Source organism: Nocardioides dilutus (assembly GCF_054779555.1).
This window is the reverse complement of the sequence record NZ_BAAGYA010000002.1, coordinates 419508-435657: the sequence shown is the minus strand read 5'-3', so window position 1 is coordinate 435657 and position 16150 is coordinate 419508. Positions and strand designations below refer to the sequence as shown.

17 protein-coding genes are annotated in these 16150 nt (G+C 70.6%); 8 read left to right on the top strand and 9 right to left on the bottom strand.

Features of this window, described 5'->3' with window-relative positions:
• The first annotated feature begins 101 nt into the window (after nt 1-101).
• Nucleotides 102-932, top strand: a complete 831-nt coding sequence (locus ACYVC6_RS11700) for an enoyl-CoA hydratase/isomerase family protein (RefSeq protein WP_460714186.1) — start codon at nt 102-104, stop codon at nt 930-932.
• Nucleotides 933-1100: 168 nt separating this feature from the next.
• Here ACYVC6_RS11700 and ACYVC6_RS11695 read toward each other — a convergent pair whose 3' ends face one another.
• Genes ACYVC6_RS11695 through dapE form a run of 6 tightly spaced genes read right to left on the bottom strand, consistent with a single transcriptional unit; the run spans nt 1101 to nt 5573 of the window.
• The gene (locus tag ACYVC6_RS11695; protein WP_460714184.1) at nt 1101-1904 is read right to left on the bottom strand and encodes a M14 family zinc carboxypeptidase; all 804 of its coding nucleotides are present in this window, start codon (nt 1902-1904) and stop codon (nt 1101-1103) included.
• A gap of 1 nt (nt 1905) precedes the next feature.
• Nucleotides 1906-2328, bottom strand: coding sequence for a hypothetical protein (locus ACYVC6_RS11690; protein WP_460714182.1), 423 nt, complete (start codon nt 2326-2328; stop codon nt 1906-1908).
• 14 nt (nt 2329-2342) lie between these two features.
• A complete protein-coding gene (locus tag ACYVC6_RS11685) occupies nt 2343-2642 on the bottom strand; it encodes a DivIVA domain-containing protein (RefSeq protein WP_460714180.1) in 300 nt (99 codons plus the stop codon).
• Between the two features lie 15 nt (nt 2643-2657).
• Nucleotides 2658-3383, bottom strand: a complete 726-nt coding sequence (locus ACYVC6_RS11680) for an LOG family protein (RefSeq protein ID WP_460714178.1) — start codon at nt 3381-3383, stop codon at nt 2658-2660.
• A 39-nt stretch (nt 3384-3422) separates the two neighbouring features.
• Complete coding sequence (locus tag ACYVC6_RS11675; RefSeq protein ID WP_460714176.1) at nt 3423-4469, bottom strand: hypothetical protein; 1047 nt, start codon at nt 4467-4469, stop codon at nt 3423-3425.
• A 27-nt stretch (nt 4470-4496) separates the two neighbouring features.
• Nucleotides 4497-5573, bottom strand: a complete 1077-nt coding sequence (gene dapE / locus ACYVC6_RS11670; protein WP_460714174.1) for a succinyl-diaminopimelate desuccinylase — start codon at nt 5571-5573, stop codon at nt 4497-4499.
• A gap of 74 nt (nt 5574-5647) precedes the next feature.
• Between dapE and ACYVC6_RS11665 the strand changes: the two genes are divergently transcribed.
• Entirely contained in the window at nt 5648-6502 is an 855-nt protein-coding gene (locus ACYVC6_RS11665; RefSeq protein WP_460714172.1) for an LLM class F420-dependent oxidoreductase, read from the top strand.
• Here ACYVC6_RS11665 and ACYVC6_RS11660 read toward each other — a convergent pair.
• Entirely contained in the window at nt 6489-7241 is a 753-nt protein-coding gene (locus ACYVC6_RS11660; protein ID WP_460714170.1) for a TetR/AcrR family transcriptional regulator, read from the bottom strand. The genes ACYVC6_RS11665 and ACYVC6_RS11660 overlap by 14 nt on opposite strands.
• Before the next feature lie 90 nt (nt 7242-7331).
• Between ACYVC6_RS11660 and ACYVC6_RS11655 the strand changes: the two genes are divergently transcribed.
• Together ACYVC6_RS11655 and ACYVC6_RS11650 are read left to right on the top strand one after the other, a co-directional pair.
• Nucleotides 7332-8282 carry an ATP-binding cassette domain-containing protein gene (locus tag ACYVC6_RS11655; protein ID WP_460714168.1) on the top strand — a complete coding sequence of 317 codons (951 nt, stop codon included), beginning with the start codon at nt 7332-7334 and terminating at the stop codon, nt 8280-8282.
• Nucleotides 8279-9061, top strand: coding sequence for an ABC transporter permease (locus ACYVC6_RS11650; protein ID WP_460714166.1), 783 nt, complete (start codon nt 8279-8281; stop codon nt 9059-9061). The genes ACYVC6_RS11655 and ACYVC6_RS11650 overlap by 4 nt, the downstream gene beginning before the upstream one ends.
• Here the strand turns inward: ACYVC6_RS11650 and ileS are convergent.
• Entirely contained in the window at nt 9058-12258 is a 3201-nt protein-coding gene (ileS, locus tag ACYVC6_RS11645) for an isoleucine--tRNA ligase (RefSeq protein ID WP_460714164.1), read from the bottom strand. The genes ACYVC6_RS11650 and ileS overlap by 4 nt on opposite strands.
• A 302-nt stretch (nt 12259-12560) precedes the next feature.
• Between ileS and ACYVC6_RS11640 the strand changes: the two genes are divergently transcribed.
• A complete protein-coding gene (locus ACYVC6_RS11640; RefSeq protein ID WP_460714162.1) occupies nt 12561-13106 on the top strand; it encodes a DinB family protein in 546 nt (181 codons plus the stop codon).
• Between the two features lie 18 nt (nt 13107-13124).
• Here the strand turns inward: ACYVC6_RS11640 and ACYVC6_RS11635 are convergent, their stop codons facing one another.
• Nucleotides 13125-13685: a hypothetical protein gene (locus tag ACYVC6_RS11635; protein WP_460714160.1), complete on the bottom strand. Its 561-nt coding sequence runs from the start codon at nt 13683-13685 to the stop codon at nt 13125-13127.
• 158 nt (nt 13686-13843) lie between these two features.
• Between ACYVC6_RS11635 and dapD the strand changes: the two genes are divergently transcribed.
• The 3 genes from dapD to ACYVC6_RS11620 all read left to right on the top strand — a co-directional run bounded on the left by dapD (nt 13844) and on the right by ACYVC6_RS11620 (nt 16138).
• Nucleotides 13844-14794: a 2,3,4,5-tetrahydropyridine-2,6-dicarboxylate N-succinyltransferase gene (dapD, locus tag ACYVC6_RS11630; protein WP_460714158.1), complete on the top strand. Its 951-nt coding sequence runs from the start codon at nt 13844-13846 to the stop codon at nt 14792-14794.
• A gap of 61 nt (nt 14795-14855) precedes the next feature.
• Entirely contained in the window at nt 14856-15821 is a 966-nt protein-coding gene (locus tag ACYVC6_RS11625) for a hypothetical protein (protein WP_460714156.1), read from the top strand.
• 137 nt (nt 15822-15958) lie between these two features.
• A complete protein-coding gene (locus ACYVC6_RS11620) occupies nt 15959-16138 on the top strand; it encodes a DUF5999 family protein (protein ID WP_460714154.1) in 180 nt (59 codons plus the stop codon).
• The last annotated feature ends 12 nt before the right edge of the window (nt 16139-16150 follow it).

Here is a 16150-nt window from a genome sequence, read left to right as displayed (position 1 = left end):
GACTGATCTGCCCTCGGCAACAAACATGCGCCCTTCGGCGCCAAGTCATTATCCCTCATCCCCGGTGAGCGGTGTCACGCGGCACGCGGCAGACTGCGTTCATGCCAGAGTCCATGCCCGGGTCCATGACAGACACCAGCGCCGAGTCCTCGGTCCTCTACACAGTCGTCGACGGGGTCGGCACCATCACGCTCAACCGCCCCGAGGCCATGAACAGCCTCGACATCGCCACCAAGGTGCTGCTGCGCGAGACGGTGCTGCAGGCCGCCGAGGACCCCGCCGTCCGGTGCGTCGTGCTGACGGGGACCGGCCGCGCCTTCTGCACCGGGCAGGACCTCAAGGAGCACATCGCGATCCTGGAGAGCGACTCCAGCGAGGTGCTGTTCAACACCGTCGAGGAGCACTACAACCCCATCGTCCGCGCGATCGACGAGATGGAGAAGCCGGTCATCGCCGCCGTCAACGGCGTGGCCGCGGGTGCCGGCGCCAGCCTCGCCTTCGCCTGCGACCTGCGGGTGGTGGCCGACACGGCCGGCTTCAACCTGGCGTTCGCCAACGTGGCGCTCTCCTGTGACACGGGTTCGAGCTACACGCTGCAACGCCTGGTCGGCCGGGCCCGCGCCCTGGAGCTCCTCTACTTCCCGCGCACGGTCCGGGCCGAGGAGGCACTTGAGCTGGGCCTCGCCAGCCGGGTGGTCCCGGCCGACGAGCTGTCGGCCACCGTCGACGAGCTCGCGACCCGGCTCGCCAGTGGGCCGACCGTCGCGCTCGGGGCGATGCGCCAGTCGGTGGCCTACGCCGCCGCGCACACGTTCGCCGAGGCCCTGGAGCTCGAGAACCGGATGATGCAGCGCACCGGCGCGACCGAGGACCACCGGGCCGCGGTCGAGGCCTTCGTGGCGAAGGAGAAGCCCACCTTCCAGGCCAGGTGACGGTACCCCGCGAGGTTCTCGGCCCGGCGCTGCGAGCGAGCGTAGCGAGGCGAGCGTTGCGCGCGGAGCGCGCGCGCCCCGCGATCGGCCACGGCGGCCACGATGACGGCGAAGCGGGCGAGCGCAGCGAGCGTCGTCGTGGGCCCGGGGCCGAAGCTCGCGGGGGTATTAGCCAGGCGGGATGAGCTGCTGGTCGGGCGGGGTCGCGGACCGGAACGCGTCGAAGATCGCGAGCACCTGGGGTGGTGCGACCACGCGCATCCGCTTGCGGCCCGGCTTGGCGCCGTACTCGACGGTGAGGGCGAACCCCGGGAAGCGGTCGTTGAACCAGCCCGTCATCGTCCCGTGGCAGACGCCGCCGCAGTCGAGGTTGGTCGTCGGCAGCCGCAGGTGCTTGGCGACCTTGCGGGCGAACTTCGGCCGCTTCACGTTGATGTCGACGCCGTGAAGGGGTTGGTGGAAGCTCAGGACGTAGTCGGGACGGACCCGGGTCAGGAACTTCATCATCGCCTTGGTCTCCGGCTCCGAGCCCGGCTTCGGGCCGGACTCGTAGTTGCCGTCGAGGTCGGCCCAGTTGTAGGGGTAGTTGCGGTTGAGGTCGACGCCGCGGGCGTTCTTGCGGGTGCGACGCGCCAAGCCGTCGGGGTTGTAGACCGGGACCACCCACAGGTCGACCTCGTAGACCGGCGCGCCGTCGCGCAGTGAAGCCAGGATCTGCTGGGTCGCTCGCTCGTTGCCGTGCATGGTCGAGATCAGCACCACTGTGGGGATGTCCTCGCCGAACTCCTCCTGCCGCTGCCCGAGGTGCCAGGCCCGGATGCGGCGGCCGGCCACGCTCTTGCCGATCACCTCGACCTCCAGCACGGCGGGCCGGGTCTCGGACGTCGCCGGCAGGGCCGACGCGGGCGCGGGCACGTGGCCCAGGCTCACCGCGAGCGCCGTGGCCACCAGGGGCCGCCAGAGGGCCCGCACGTCAGACGGCGCTGGTCAGGTAGGCGAACGTGAAGATGCACACGCCCACCAGCATGCCGACGTGCGCCAGGATGGACAGCCCCGGCCCCTCCGACCAGCTGTCCTGGAAGCCCTCGGAGGCGTGCCGACCCCGGCTGGGCAACCAGCGCATGAGCATGAGCAGTCCGCAGATCGTGACGATCCACCAGAAGCCGAGCGCGATGATGCCGACCAGCGGGGAGCCGAGCGTGCTGTCCTCGGACGAGACCAGGAAGACCACCCAGGAGGCGACCGCCAGCAGCCCGGTGACGGTGTGGACGTTGAGCAGCAGGGTGCCGACGAAGGCGCGTCCCGCGCCCTGACCCTTGCCCATCCGCAGTCGCGTGAGCACCACGACGACCAGCGCCAGACCGGTCAGCACGTAGACGATCACGTCTGTCGACACGGCCGAAGTGTGCCCTAGACGGTGTCGTCCTCGCCATGGACGCGCTGGGGCGGCTGGAGGTCGGTCTGCGCGGGTGGCTCGTCCAGCTGGCGGGCGAGCCGGTCGAGCAGGGCGTCGACCTCGGACATCCGGTAGCCCCGCAGAGCGAGCGAGAAGCGGGCCCGGCGGAGGTCGTCGCCCCGGATCTCGCCCACCGGGAGCACCGGGTCGGGACGGTCGTCGTAGGCCTGCGACATCGGCTGTCCGCGGCCGGCGGCGACCACCGCGACGCCGCCCATCAGCAGCACCAGCAAGATGGCGAAGAACCACATCATCGGACGCGCACCCCTCTAACCGCCGTCACGAGCAGCGACCATGAGCGCCACCGCCTCGTCGATGTCGTCGGTGACGACGAACATGTCGAAGTCCTTCTCGCTGAGCTTGCCGTCGGCCAGGACGGTCTCCCGCAGCCACCCGATCAGCCCGCTCCAGTAGTCGACGCCCACCAGGGCCACCGGGAAGCGGGTGATCCTGCCCGTCTGGACGAGGGTGAGTGCCTCGAAGAGCTCGTCGAGGGTGCCGAGGCCACCCGGCAGGACGACGTAACCCTGCGAGTACTTCACGAACATCGTCTTGCGGGCGAAGAAGTAGCGGAAGTTGATGCCCACGTCCGCCCACTCGTTGAGGCCGGACTCGAAGGGCAGCTCGATGCCCAGGCCCACGCTGACCCCGCCGGACTCGCTGGCGCCCTTGTTGGCAGCCTCCATCGCCCCAGGCCCGCCGCCCGTGATGACCGCGAAGCCCGCCTGCACGAGTCGGCGTCCCAGCGTCTCGGCAAGGGCGTACGACGGGTGCTCGGCCGGAGTGCGCGCGGAGCCGAAGACGGCGATCGCCGGGCCGAGCTCGGCCAGCGCGCCGAAGCCCTCGACGAACTCGGCCTGGATGCGCATCACCCGCCACGGGTCGGTGTGCACCCAGTCGCTCGCGCCGCGCGAGTCGAGCAGCCGCTGGTCGGTGGTGCCCGGGTCGACCTGGTCGCGGCGCTGGATGATCGGGCCCTTGTGCTTGGACCTCATGCTGCGTGCTCGTTCATCGAGTCGCAGCCTAGGCGGTGCCTAGTTCAGGCACCCCTTGCCGGCGACGATCTCGGCGATGCAGACGTCGTCGCCACCGGGGCCGCCGTGGGCCTTGTCCCGCCCCGGACCACCGACCAGCACGTCAGTGCTGCGCCCACCTTGGAGGAAGTCTTCACCGGCGTTGCCGTAGGACTTCCGGACCTCCCCCTCCTTGCAGTCGAACGGCTGGGTGTCGTAGATCCCGATCGTCTTCGTCGTGATCCGATCAGCCCCGGCCCCGCCCCGGAACACGACGTTGCAGCCGAACGAGAAGAACCGGTTCGGCCCGTCGTCGCCGCGAACCCTGATCCGTCGCGCGGTTCCGCTGATGTTCTCGACGCCGAGCAATGCGGACCTGACGCCATGCCACTCGGCGACGTCCCGCTCGAGGTTGACGATGAGAGAGGTCTCGCCTGCGGCGCCGAACTCCTCCCACTCGTCCTCGAAGGACGCAGAGTCCCTGCCGGCGCCCAGGTCGATGTGGTGAGGCGCTCCCCCTTCAGCGTTCCGGATTCGGACGCCGTCGGCGCCACCTCCGAGGTCGGCCTCGACGACTGCTCCTACTTCGATCAACAGGATGTCCTCACCTGCGCCGGTCGTCACGGAGAAGGGACCCGGGTCGCCCGGCTTGCCCAGCAACGCCCCTGGGGTGCCGACCTGGACGTAGTCGTCGAACGCGCTCCCGGTCAACGAGTCCTCACCAGGGCCGAGCCCGATACTCGTCCTTGCTCCGGCTGCCGAGGCGTCCACGCGGTCGTTGCCCGCCCCGGTGTCCACGTAGACCTGCCTGCGGCCGGACAGCTTGGTGGTGCCCACCAGGCAGACCAGGTCGTCACCGGCCCCGGCGTCCACTCGCCGCACGGTCCCGGACCCGACGATGACGTCGTTGCCGGGGGTGCCCTCGACGTTGCCGGACGATGCCTCGATCGTGGCCGGCTGGCCGAGACAGGTGGTGGCGGCGTGCGCGAGCGGGCCCGGCAGCAGGGTCAACACGGACATCACGGATGCGCCCAGTCCCAGGGCGACGGCGGTTGGCAGGTTCGTCATGTCAGGTGTGATGCGGCGCGAGCCCGATCAGTTCGCAGCCAGCCAGGCCTTCAGCTGGCGCTCGCAGCGGACGAGGTGCTCGACCGGCACGAACTCCTCCTGCTTGTGGGCCAGCATCGGGTCACCGGGCCCGAAGTTGACCGCCGGGATGCCCAGCGCGGTGAAGCGGGCGACGTCGGTCCACCCGAACTTCGGGTTCACCTCGCGTCCCACGGCCTCCACGAACGCCTTCGCCGCCGGCAGGTCGAGGCCCGGCATCGCGCCCGGCGCGGAGTCGGTGATGCGGACGTCGTACCCCGCGAAGATCCCGCGCACGAACGCCTCGGCCTCCGCCTCGCTCCGGTCGGGGGCGAACCGGAAGTTGACCTCGACCACGCACTCGTCGGGGATGACGTTGCCGGCGACGCCCCCGGAGATGGCGACCGCGTTGAGGCCCTCGTGGTATTCCAGCCCGTCGATCAGCGGCTTGCGGGGCACGTAGGCGTTGAGCCTGCCGAGGACCTCCGCGGCACCGTGGATGGCGTTGACGCCGCGCCAGCTGCGCGCCGAGTGGGCGCGCTCGCCCGTGACGCGGACCTCGACGCGCAGGGTGCCCTGGCAGCCCGCCTCGACTTCGGCGTTGGACGGCTCCATCAGGATCGCGAAGTCCGCGGCCATCAGCTCCGGGTGGCTCCGGCTCAGCAGGTTGAGGCCGTTGAACTCGGACTCGATCTCCTCGGCCTCGTAGAGGATGTAGGTGACGTCGCGCACCGGCTCCGGCACCCCGGACGCGAGCTTGAGGATGACCGCGTCCCCGCCCTTCATGTCGCAGGTGCCGAGCCCGTGGAGCAGGTCGCCGTCGGGCCGCCGCTCGTAGCGGCTCGGCAGGTTGCGGTTGACCGGCACCGTGTCGAGGTGTCCGGCGATGACCACCCGCTCGCCGCGGCCCAGCTCGGTGCGGGCCACGACGGTGTTGCCGTGGCGGGTCACCGAGAGGTGGTCGTACGCCGCGAGCGCGGCCTCGACCGCGTCCGCGATCGCCTGCTCGTCGAGGCTGACGGACTCGATGTCGACCAGCTGGGCGGTCAGCGTCACCACGTCGGCGGACAGGTCGAGCGAGGTCACGGGGTCAGTCAACCAGCCGCACTCGCGCGAGCCGGGACTAGAACACGTTCTAGTCCTTCCCCTAGGCTCCGCGCATGCGCAACGGCGTCGTCCTCTTCTCCTCCGACCGCGGGATCACCCCAGCCGCCCTGGCGAAGGCGGCGGAGGAGCGCGGGTTCGACACGCTCTACGTCCCCGAGCACACCCACATCCCGGTCAAGCGCACCGCGGCGCACCCCGGCACCGGCGACGAGTCACTGCCCGACGACCGCTACCTGCGGACCCTGGACCCCTGGGTGTCGCTGGCCACCGCCGCGGCGGTGACCACGAGGATCGGGCTGTCCACCGCGGTCGCGCTGCCGGTCGAGTCGGACCCGATCACCCTCGCCAAGGCGATCGCCACCCTGGATTACCTCTCCGGCGGCCGGGTGACGATCGGTGCCGGCTTCGGGTGGAACACCGACGAGCTCGAGGACCACCACGTCCCGCCCGGCAAGCGGCGCACGGTGCTCCGGGAGTACGTCGAGGCGATGCGCGCGCTGTGGACCCAGGAGGAGGCGGCGTACGACGGCGAGTTCGTGAGCTTCGGGCCGTCGTGGGCCTACCCCAAGCCGGTGCAGGACCACATCCCGCTCATCATCGGAGCCGGCGGCGGTCCCAAGACCTTCGCCTGGATCGCGGCGAACGCCGACGGCTGGATGACCACGCCGCAGCAGACCGACATCAGCGGCCAGATCGAGGCGCTCAAGACCGCGTGGGCCGACGCGGGCCGCGACGGGATCCCGGACATCCGCGTCCTCATCGCGTTCCGTCCCGACCCGGACGACCTGATGCGCTGGGCCGAGCAGGGCGTCTCCGAGCTGATCTGGGGTGTCCCGGACAAGCCCGAGGCCGAGGTCGTCGCGCACCTCGACAAGATGGCTGGGCGGCTGGGGCTCAGCGCGAGCTGACGTAGGCCTCGATGCCGTCGAGGATGCGTTCCAGCCCGAACGACAGCTCCCGCGCGGGGTCGGTCCCGGCCTGGTAGGCCTCCCCAGCCGCCTGGCCGACCCGCCCGGCCAGCGGGTAGTCGCGGTGCGCCGTGAACTCGCCGAGCGGTCCGGCGTTCGCCTCCCACCACTCCAGGTCGCTGAGACCCGACTCCTTCTCCGCGGCCCGCACGGCATGCTCTGAGCGCGCCACGTTGGCGGCGAAGCCCACGACCAGCGTCACGGTCTGGTCCATCTCGACGTCGTCGAGGCCGACTCCCTCGACCGCCGAGAGCTGCCACTCGTAGCGGTCGCCGACGTTGGGCCCGAGCCAGGGCCGCACGCCGGCCACGTCCAGGAGCCAGGGGTGCTCGCGGCAGTCCGCGAGCTGCACCTCGGCGACCAGTCGCAGTCGCTCGCGCAGCGTGCCGGTCATGGGCGGCAACGCGCGGCGGCCGAAGGCCTGGTCGACCATCAGCACCACGAGGTCGTTGCGGTTGTCGACGTAGGTGTAGAGCGTCATGGCGCCGATGCCCAGCCGGCGCGCGAGCATCCGCATGGAGACCGCCGCCAGCCCCTCCTCGTCGGCCAGGGCGATGGCGTCGTCGACGATCTGGTCGAGGGTCAGCCGCTGGCGCGGGCCCCGCTTGGGTGCCTCCGCGTCTTGCTGGACGACGTGCCGCCACAGCAGCGGAAGCACGGGGTCCGGTTCGGCTGGCACGATCTTGACCCTAACAACACCGTACGCCGTACGGAACAAATGCTACAGTCCGGTCGTTCAACTCCGTACGCCGTACGAGATTGGAGTCAGATGACACCCGCACCACCCACTCTGCTCGCTCAGGACCTGCACAAGAGCTACGGCCACGTGCACGCCCTCGACGGGTTCGACCTGGAGGTCGCGCCCGGCACCATTCACGCCCTGCTCGGCCCCAACGGCGCCGGCAAGACCACCGCGGTCCACACCTTCGCGACCCTCACCCGCTGCGACCGGGGCGAGGTAACCGTCGCCGGGCACGACGTACGGCGTGAGGCCACCGCCGTCCGGCGGGCGATCGGCCTGGTCGGCCAGGCCACGGCGCTCGACGAGGTGCTCTTCGGCCGCGAGAACCTGGTGATGCTCGGGCGGTTGCTCGGACTCTCCAAGGCCGATGCGATCCGCCGCGCCGACGAGCTGGTCGAAGCCTTCGGCCTGATCGAGGCCCGCGACCGCAAGGTGTCGACGTACTCCGGTGGGATGAGGCGCCGGCTCGACATCGCCGCCAGCCTCATCCTGCGGCCTCGATTGCTGTTCCTCGACGAGCCGACGACCGGCCTCGACCCGCGCGGGCGCGCCGACGTGTGGCAGAGCATCCGCCAGGTCGTCGCGCTCGGCACCACCGTGCTGCTCACCACCCAGTACCTCGACGAGGCCGACCAGCTCGCCGACCGGATCACGGTCATGGGCGCCGGGCGGGTGATCGCCGAGGGCACCTCCGCCGAGCTCAAGAGCCGGCTCGGCGGCGACCGGGTGATCGTCACGCCTCGGGCCGACGTCGACCCGGCCGCTCTGGCCGACCTGCTCGGCGGGACCGCCGACGAGGACGCCCGGGAGGTCACGGTCGAAGCCGGTCCGGCGGGCGGCACCGCTGCGCTGCTCGGCGTCGTCAGGGCGATCGACGGCGCGGGGGTAGAGGTCGAGGACGTCCTCCTGCGTCGCCCCACGCTCGACGAGGTGTTCCTGCACCTCACCTCCGCGACTGCCACCGGAGGTGCCCGATGACCGCCGCGCTGCACCAGGGCTGGGTCGTGACGCTGCGCGACCTGAAGCACTGGGTCCGTGAGCCGTGGACGCCGGTCTTCGGCATCGCGTTCTCGGTGATGCTGCTGCTCGTCTTCGGCTACCTCTTCGGCGGCGCCATCGACCTGCCCGGTGGCGGCGACTACCTGCCCTACCTGCTGCCCGGGATGTTCGCCCTCACCATGATGTTCGGGGTCGAGAGCACGATGCTGGCCGTCGCCCAGGACGCCAAGCGGGGCATCACCGACCGCTTCCGGTCGATGCCGATCAGCAGCGTGGCCGTCCCGCTGGGCCGGGCCGGCGCCGACCTGGTCAACTCGGCGGTGCAGCTCGCCGTGCTGATGGTGGGCGGGCTGCTGGTCGGCTGGCGGATCGACGCCGGCGCCGGCCGCGCGCTGCTCGCGGTCGCGCTGCTGCTGTGGCTGCGGTTCGCCGTGCTGTGGATCGGCATCTACCTGGGGGTCGCGATCCGCGGGGAAGGCGGGCACATGGCCGTCCAGGTACTCGTCTGGCCGCTGGGCTTCCTGTCCAACCTGTTCGTCGCGCCCGAGACCATGCCGGACTGGCTGGGCTTCCTCGCTCAGTGGAACCCGGTCTCGGCCACCGCCGCCGCGGCCCGCGAGCTGTTCGGCAACCCCACCGGGATCACCGACGGCGTCCTCGCCGAGCACGCCGTCCTCGTCGCCGCCCTGTGGCCGCTCCTGCTGACCGCGGTCTTCCTGCCGCTGTCGGCCCGGGCCTACCGCAACCTGTCGCGCTAGACCCTGGTGACGGTGACCTGAGGCTCGCCGGCGGGGCCCGGCCGCACGTCGTACGACGTCGCCAGGGTCTCGCCGGTGATCAGGCTCTCGTGGGCGCGGGCCGCCGCCTGGACGGCGTCCGACCCCGCGATGGTCAGCGCGATCCGGTCGGAGACGTCCAGTCCGGCGTCACGGCGGGCCTGCTGGACGGCCCGGACCAGGTCGCGGGCCAGGCCCTCCTCGGCCAGCTCGGGCGTGACGTCGGTGTCGAGGACGACGAAGCCGCCGCCGGGCAGCATCCCGGTCGCGGTGCCCTGGTCCTCGGAGCCCACGACCGTCTCGAGGGTGTATTCGCCCTCGACAAGGGCGATGCCCCCCGCGGTGACGGTGCCGTCGTCGGCCACCGACCAGTCATCGGACTTGGACCCCTTGATGGCGTGCTGGACGTCCTTGCCCAGCCGCGGGCCGGCCGCGCGGGCGTTGACGTTGAGCCGCTGCGAGACGCCGTACGCCGCCGCCTCGGGCGAGCCGGCCGCGAGCAGGCGCACCTGCTTGACGTTGACCTCGTCCGCGACGATCCCGGTGAAGTCGGTGAGCGAGCCGGGGTCCTCCACGACGACCGTGAGCGAGGAGAGCGGCAGCCGGTTGCGCAGGCCGCCGGCCTTGCGGAGCGCGGAGGTCGCCGAGCACACCTCCTGGACCTGGTCCATCGCCGCCACCAGGGCGTCGTCAGCGGGCAGGTCCTCGACCAGCGGCCAGTCCTCGAGGTGCACCGAACGGCCGCCGGTCAGGCCGCGCCACACCTCCTCGGCCGTCAGGGGCAGCAACGGCGCGACGACCCGGCACACGGTCTCGAGCACGGTGTAGAGCGTGTCGAAGGCCTGGGGGTCGCCCTCCCAGAACCGGTCCCGCGAACGGCGGATGTACCAGTTGGTCAGCACGTCGATGAAGGCCCGGGTCGAGTCGCACGCGTCGGCGATCGCGTAGGCGTCCATCTGCGCGGTCATCTGCTCGACGTACTGCCGGCACTTGGCCAGCAGGTAGGAGTCCAGTGGGTCGGTCGAGGCCGTCGACGCCTTCGCCTCGTAGCCCGACGCGTCCGGCCCTGCTGCATTCGCGTAGAGCTGGAAGAAGTACCAGCTGTTCCACAGCGGGATCATCACGGCGCGCACGGCGTCGCGGATGCCCGGCTCGGTGACGATGAGGGTGCCGCCGCGCAGGATCGGCGACGACATCAGGAACCAGCGCATCGCGTCAGCGCCGTCGCGGTCGAAGACCTCGCGGACATCGGGGTAGTTGCGCAGCGACTTCGACATCTTGTTGCCGTCGGAGCCCAGCACGTAGCCGTGGCTGATGCAGTTCTGGAAGGCCGGCCGGTCGAAGACCCCGGTCGCCAGGATGTGCAGGGTGTAGAACCAGCCGCGGGTCTGCCCGGCGTACTCGACGATGAAGTCGGCGGGGAAGTGGTGCTCGAACCACTCGTCGTTCTCAAACGGCACGTGCACCTGTGCGAAGGACATCGACCCGGAGTCGAACCAAACATCGAGCACGTCGGTGACCCGGCGCATCGTCGACCTCTCCCCCTCAGGACGCGGGTCGTCGGGGTTGGGCCGGGTCAGCTCGTCGACGTAGGGCCGGTGCAGGTCGGGCTCACCGTTGGCGTTGCGCGGCAGCCTGCCGAAGTCACGCTCGATCTCCTCGAACGAGCCGTAGACGTCGACCCGCGGGTAGGCCTCGTCGTCGCTCTTCCACACCGGCACGGGCGAGCCCCAGAAGCGGTTGCGGGTGATCGACCAGTCGCGAGCGTTCTCCAGCCACTTGCCGAAGGACCCGTCCCGGGTGTGCTCGGGCACCCAGTTGATCTGCTTGTTGAGCTCGAGCATCCGCTCCTTGAAGGCGGTGACCTGGACGAACCAGGACGAGACGCCCTTGTAGATCAGCGGCTCCCGGCAGCGCCAGCAGTGCGGGTAGGCGTGGTCGTAGGTCTCCCGGCGCAGCAGTAGTGTCCCGGGGCTCACGGATCCCGTGCCGGCCTTGAGGTCGTCGATGATGTGCAGGTTGGCGTCGAAGACCTGCATGCCTTCGTAGTCGGTCACCGGCTCGGTGAACCGCCCGTCCTTGCTGACCGGCATCACCGCCTCGATGCCCTCCCGGTCGGTGACCTCCTTGTCGACCTCACCGAAGGCGCCGGCGCTGTGCACGAGCCCGGTGCCGTCGGTGGTGGTGACAGCGTCGTCAGCGGGGACGACGCGGAACGCGTTCTCGTGGCCGGCGTAGTAGGTGAACGGCGGCGCGTAGGTGAGGCCCAGGAGGTCGGCGCCGGTGCCTCGCCACACGACTTCGGGCTCGTCGCCGAGCTCCCGGGCGTACGCCGGCAGACGCGCCTCGGCGAGCACCAGCCGCCGGCTCCCCGAATCCGAGTCGTGCGCGACCGCGACGTAGTCGATGGTCGTGCCGACCATGACCGCGAGGTTGCTGGGCAGCGTCCACGGGGTCGTCGTCCAGGTCAGCAGCAGCGCGTCGCGCAGCGGGCCATCGGAGGTGATCTTGAAACCGACGGTCACCGCCGGGTCCTGGCGGTTCTGGTAGACGTCCTCGTCCATCCGCAGCTCGTGGTTGGACAGCGGCGTCTCGTCGTTCCAGCAGTAGGGCAGGACCCGGAAGCCCTCGTAGACCCAGCCCTTGTCGTAGAGCTGCTTGAACGCCCACATCACCGACTCCATGTAGTCGGGCTCGTAGGTGCGGTAGTCGTTGTCGAAGTCGACCCAGCGGGCCTGGCGGGTGACGTACTCGCGCCACTCGCCGGTGTACTTCATGACCGACGCCCGGCAGGCCTCGTTGAACTTCTCGATGCCCAGCTCGAGGATCTCGTCGGTGGTCTTGATGCCGTTGAGCCGCATCGCCTCCAGCTCGGCCGGGAGCCCGTGGGTGTCCCAGCCGAACCGGCGCTCGACCCGGCGGCCACGCATGGTCTGGTAGCGCGGCACGACGTCCTTGACGTAGCCGGTCAGCAGGTGGCCGTAGTGCGGCAGCCCGTTGGCGAACGGCGGCCCGTCGTAGAAGACGAACTCGTTGGCGCCGTTCTCCCCCGCGTCCCGCTGGTCGACACTCGCCTGGAACGTGCCGTCCTGCTCCCAGTAGTCGAGCACCTGCTCCTCGAGCTCGGGGAAGCGAGGGCTCGACGGAACAGCACTGTCGCCGGTCTTCGGGTAGGTCATCGGTGTCTCTCTGTGATCGGTCTGCCAACCACAGGGACGACCCTCGCGGACCGCGGTACCACCCTGCTTGCTCCCCCTCGGGTGCAGGGAGCCGCTTCGTTCACGGCTGTGACGGGCCTACCCGTCCGGTTCTAGTGACCCCGGTGCTGCTGGGGCGTTCTTCCGGAGGCTCGCCGCTGATGACGGCTCGGACGCCTGTTGGGACAGGGTACGGCGCGGGGACCCGTTGACCGTAATCGGATTCGTCACGTGCGCAGGATCTGCCGAAGATCGACCGACCTCGACGTGCTTAGGTCGGACACATGAGCGACATGTGGACCGAGGACGGCCAGGACCCGCGCACCTACGACAACCCGCAGGGCGAGAAGGCGACGTACGTCGAGTACCTGCGCAACTACCGGCTGACGCTGGGCATGAAGTGCGAAGGGCTGACTCCGGAGCAGCTGGCGACCCGCAGCGTGCCGCCGAGCACGATGAGCCTGCTCGGGCTGGTGCGGCACATGGCCGCGGTGGAGCACAGCTGGTTCCAGCGGGTCGCGCAGGCGACCGGGGAGGACCGGCTCTACCGCACCGAGGAGGACCGCGACCTCGACTTCAACGGCGCAGTCGGAACCCAGGAGTGCGTGGACGATGCCTTTGCGAGCTGGCGGGGTGAGGTGGCCAAGGCCGAGGAGTGGTTCGAGTCAGTGCCGGAGCCGGAGCTTGGCCGGGAGATACCGATCCCCGGCCGCGAGCCCGAGACCGTCTCGATCCGAGACATGGTCGTGCACATGGTCGAGGAGTACGCCCGGCACTGCGGCCACGCCGACCTGCTCCGCGAGTGCATCGACGGCCGCACCGGCCAGTAGGCCCAGCTGGATCCAGGCTCAGCCCATCGAGTCGAGCGGCATCGGCTCGGGGGCGTCCACCTTGTCACTGCCGCCCTGGTGGCCGCACTGCGGACACCACGGCTGCAGGCGGCGGTGGGTCTGGCCGCTCCGGACGATGTAGACCAGGCTGGCCAGGGACGCGAGCCACACGACCAGCGCCGCTGTCCGCAGCGGCGGTGGCGCGAGCACCGGCAGGAGGCAGGCGACCAGGATGGCCGCCAGATACCACGCTGCGACCCGGCGATCGGCGAGCAGGTGCACTGTCTCGAGCCGGCGACGGTAGGTCTCGGCGGCCTGCGACGGGTTGAGCGGGAAGTCGGCGACGCACCGCTCGCAGAGGCCCCTGTCGTGCTTCCTCATCTCCACCAACGTGACCAGCATCAGCGCGATGAAGGTCAGCGAGACCAGGGGCCTGCCACCCGGCGGGTAGGACACCGGCAGCACGGCGAGCAGCGCCATCGACGCGATGATCACGACGAACACCGTCGGACCCGCGTGACCCCAACGGCTGACCCGAGCGGGCTCCCGCGCCCACTCGTTGCCGAACATCTGTGCCATGTGACCTCGCCCCCCAGCGCGCCCCGTGTGGCCCCACCCAACCACAGGACCGCTGGACCACCCAAGGAAAAATTTCGAAAACTGGGGTACACCCGCCCGATCTGTGCTACACGCCCACTCCCGGGGCCCTGAGGCGACCCCCCGTAGAGTCACGCCCCGTGACCGACGCACCTACGGCAGCCTGGGGACACGGCGTGGCGACGCTGGACGACGCGAGCGGCGCGGTGCTCGACCTGTGGTTCCCCGCACCCGCGCTCGGCGAGTGGGACGGGTCGGCCCCTCCCGGCGAGCTGACGGCGCTGGCCGGCACCGACGACGTACGCCGGGTGACCCGCGAGGTCCGCACCGTCGAGATCGCCGACCTGCAGCAGGCGCCGGCCACGACCGACGACGCCTGGCTGCGGCTGCACCTCCTCAGCCACCGGTTGGTGGCACCGCGGACCATCGCGATGGACGGCCTGTTCGGGCTGCTCACCAACGTGGTGTGGACCACCGCCGGGCCGTGCGCGGTCGAGGGCTTCGAGTCGACCCGCGCACGCCTGCAGGCCGCCGGCCGGCAGGTCACCGTCCACGGTGTCGACAAGTTCCCGCGGATGGTCGACTACGTCCTCCCCGCCGGCGTGCGGATCGCCGACGCCGACCGGGTCCGGCTCGGCGCGCACCTCGCCGAGGGCACCACCGTGATGCACGAGGGCTTCGTCAACTTCAACGCCGGGACGCTCGGCACCTCGATGGTCGAGGGCCGCGTCTCGGCCGGTGTGGTGGTCGGCGACGGCTCCGACGTCGGCGGCGGCGCGTCGATCATGGGCACCCTCTCCGGCGGTGGCAGCCAGGTGGTCTCGGTCGGCCGGCGGTGCCTCATCGGCGCCAACGCCGGCATCGGCATCTCGCTCGGCGACGACTGCGTGGTGGAGGCCGGCTGCTACGTCACCGCCGGCACCAAGGTCACCGTCACCGCCGCCGACGGCACGCCCACCGTCGTGAAGGCCCTCACCCTGTCCGGCATGGACAACGTGCTCTTCCGGCGCAACTCGGTGACCGGCGCTGTCGAGGCCGTGCCGTGGCACAGCGACGGTGTCGCGCTCAACGAGGCGCTGCACCAGAACTAGCAAGGCGGGCGCAGCGAGATGTGGTGAGCCGGGGCTGGGACTGGCCCCGCACACTTGCCGCGTGAACAGGCGAGTGCGGGTGGGCGTTGCTGCGCTCGTCGCGGCCCTCCTCGTCGGCGGTGCCGTGGCGGTCCTGTGGGACCAGGACCTGGTCCCGTTCGTCTCCCCCGACCTCTGCACCGCCACCGTCGACGGCCACACCGTCTCCCTCGACCCCGAGCAGGCTGAGCACGCTGGCCTGATCACCGCGATCGCGGTCAGCCGTGGGCTGCCCGCCAGGGCGGCGTCGATCGCCCTGGCCACGGCCTACCAGGAGTCGGACCTGCACAACCTGGAGGGCGGCGACCGCGACTCTCTGGGGCTGTTCCAGCAGCGCCCCTCGCAGGGTTGGGGCGAGCCCGAGCAGATCCTCGACCCGGTCTACGCCACCAACGCGTTCTACGACGCGCTGGTGAAGGTCGACGGCTACCAGTCGATGGAGATCACCGTTGCGGCTCAGGCGGTGCAGCGCTCGGCGTTCCCGGGCGCGTACGCCGACCACGAGGAGGACGCCCGCGCGCTCGCGTCGGCGCTGACGGGCAACTCCCCGCGGGCGTTCACCTGCCGGATCGGGGGCGAGCCCGAGGAGGCGAGCAGCGACCTGGCGGACTCGGGGCTCACCGGCCGGGCGGACGAGGTCCGGATCGCCGTCTCGGACCTGTTCGGCGACCAGCCGCTCGGCGGGTTCGCTCCGGACGGTGTCAGCTCCGGCCACATGGAGGGATCGGCGCACTATGAGGGCCGGGCGGTCGATGTCTTCGTCCGTCCGGTCAACCAGCCCAACCGGGTACGGGGCTGGGCGGTGGCGCACTACCTGGTGAGCCAGGCCGACCGGCTCGGGATCCGAACGGTCATCTTCGACGACCGGATCTGGACGGCGGGCCGTCGCTCGGCCGACGGCTGGCGCGACTACGACCCGCCCGAGCGGTCCGGGGACCAGGCGGTCCTCGAGCACCGCGACCACGTGCATGTGGACGTCTATCCCTGAGCCACCTGGACTAGCCCGATCGGACTATTTTCGCGTTCGGGACAACAAAATCGGCCGGGGATGGTGATTTCCGCCACAAAGTGGAGTCCAATCGTTCCGAGACCACAACCGCTCGACCCCTGGGGAGGGAACCCACCATGTGCAGCCACCACCCGTCCTGTCCTGACGCTCAGGACAACGACTGCTACCGCGCCCACGTCGTGGCCGACCACACGGAGCAGGGCTGGTGCCGGCTGTGCAACGGGATCATCTTGTTCACCGATGGGCACTACCTCACCCCGGACGGGCACGACGCGACCGTCTCGCTGTCGGCCTGACCCCTCCAGCCC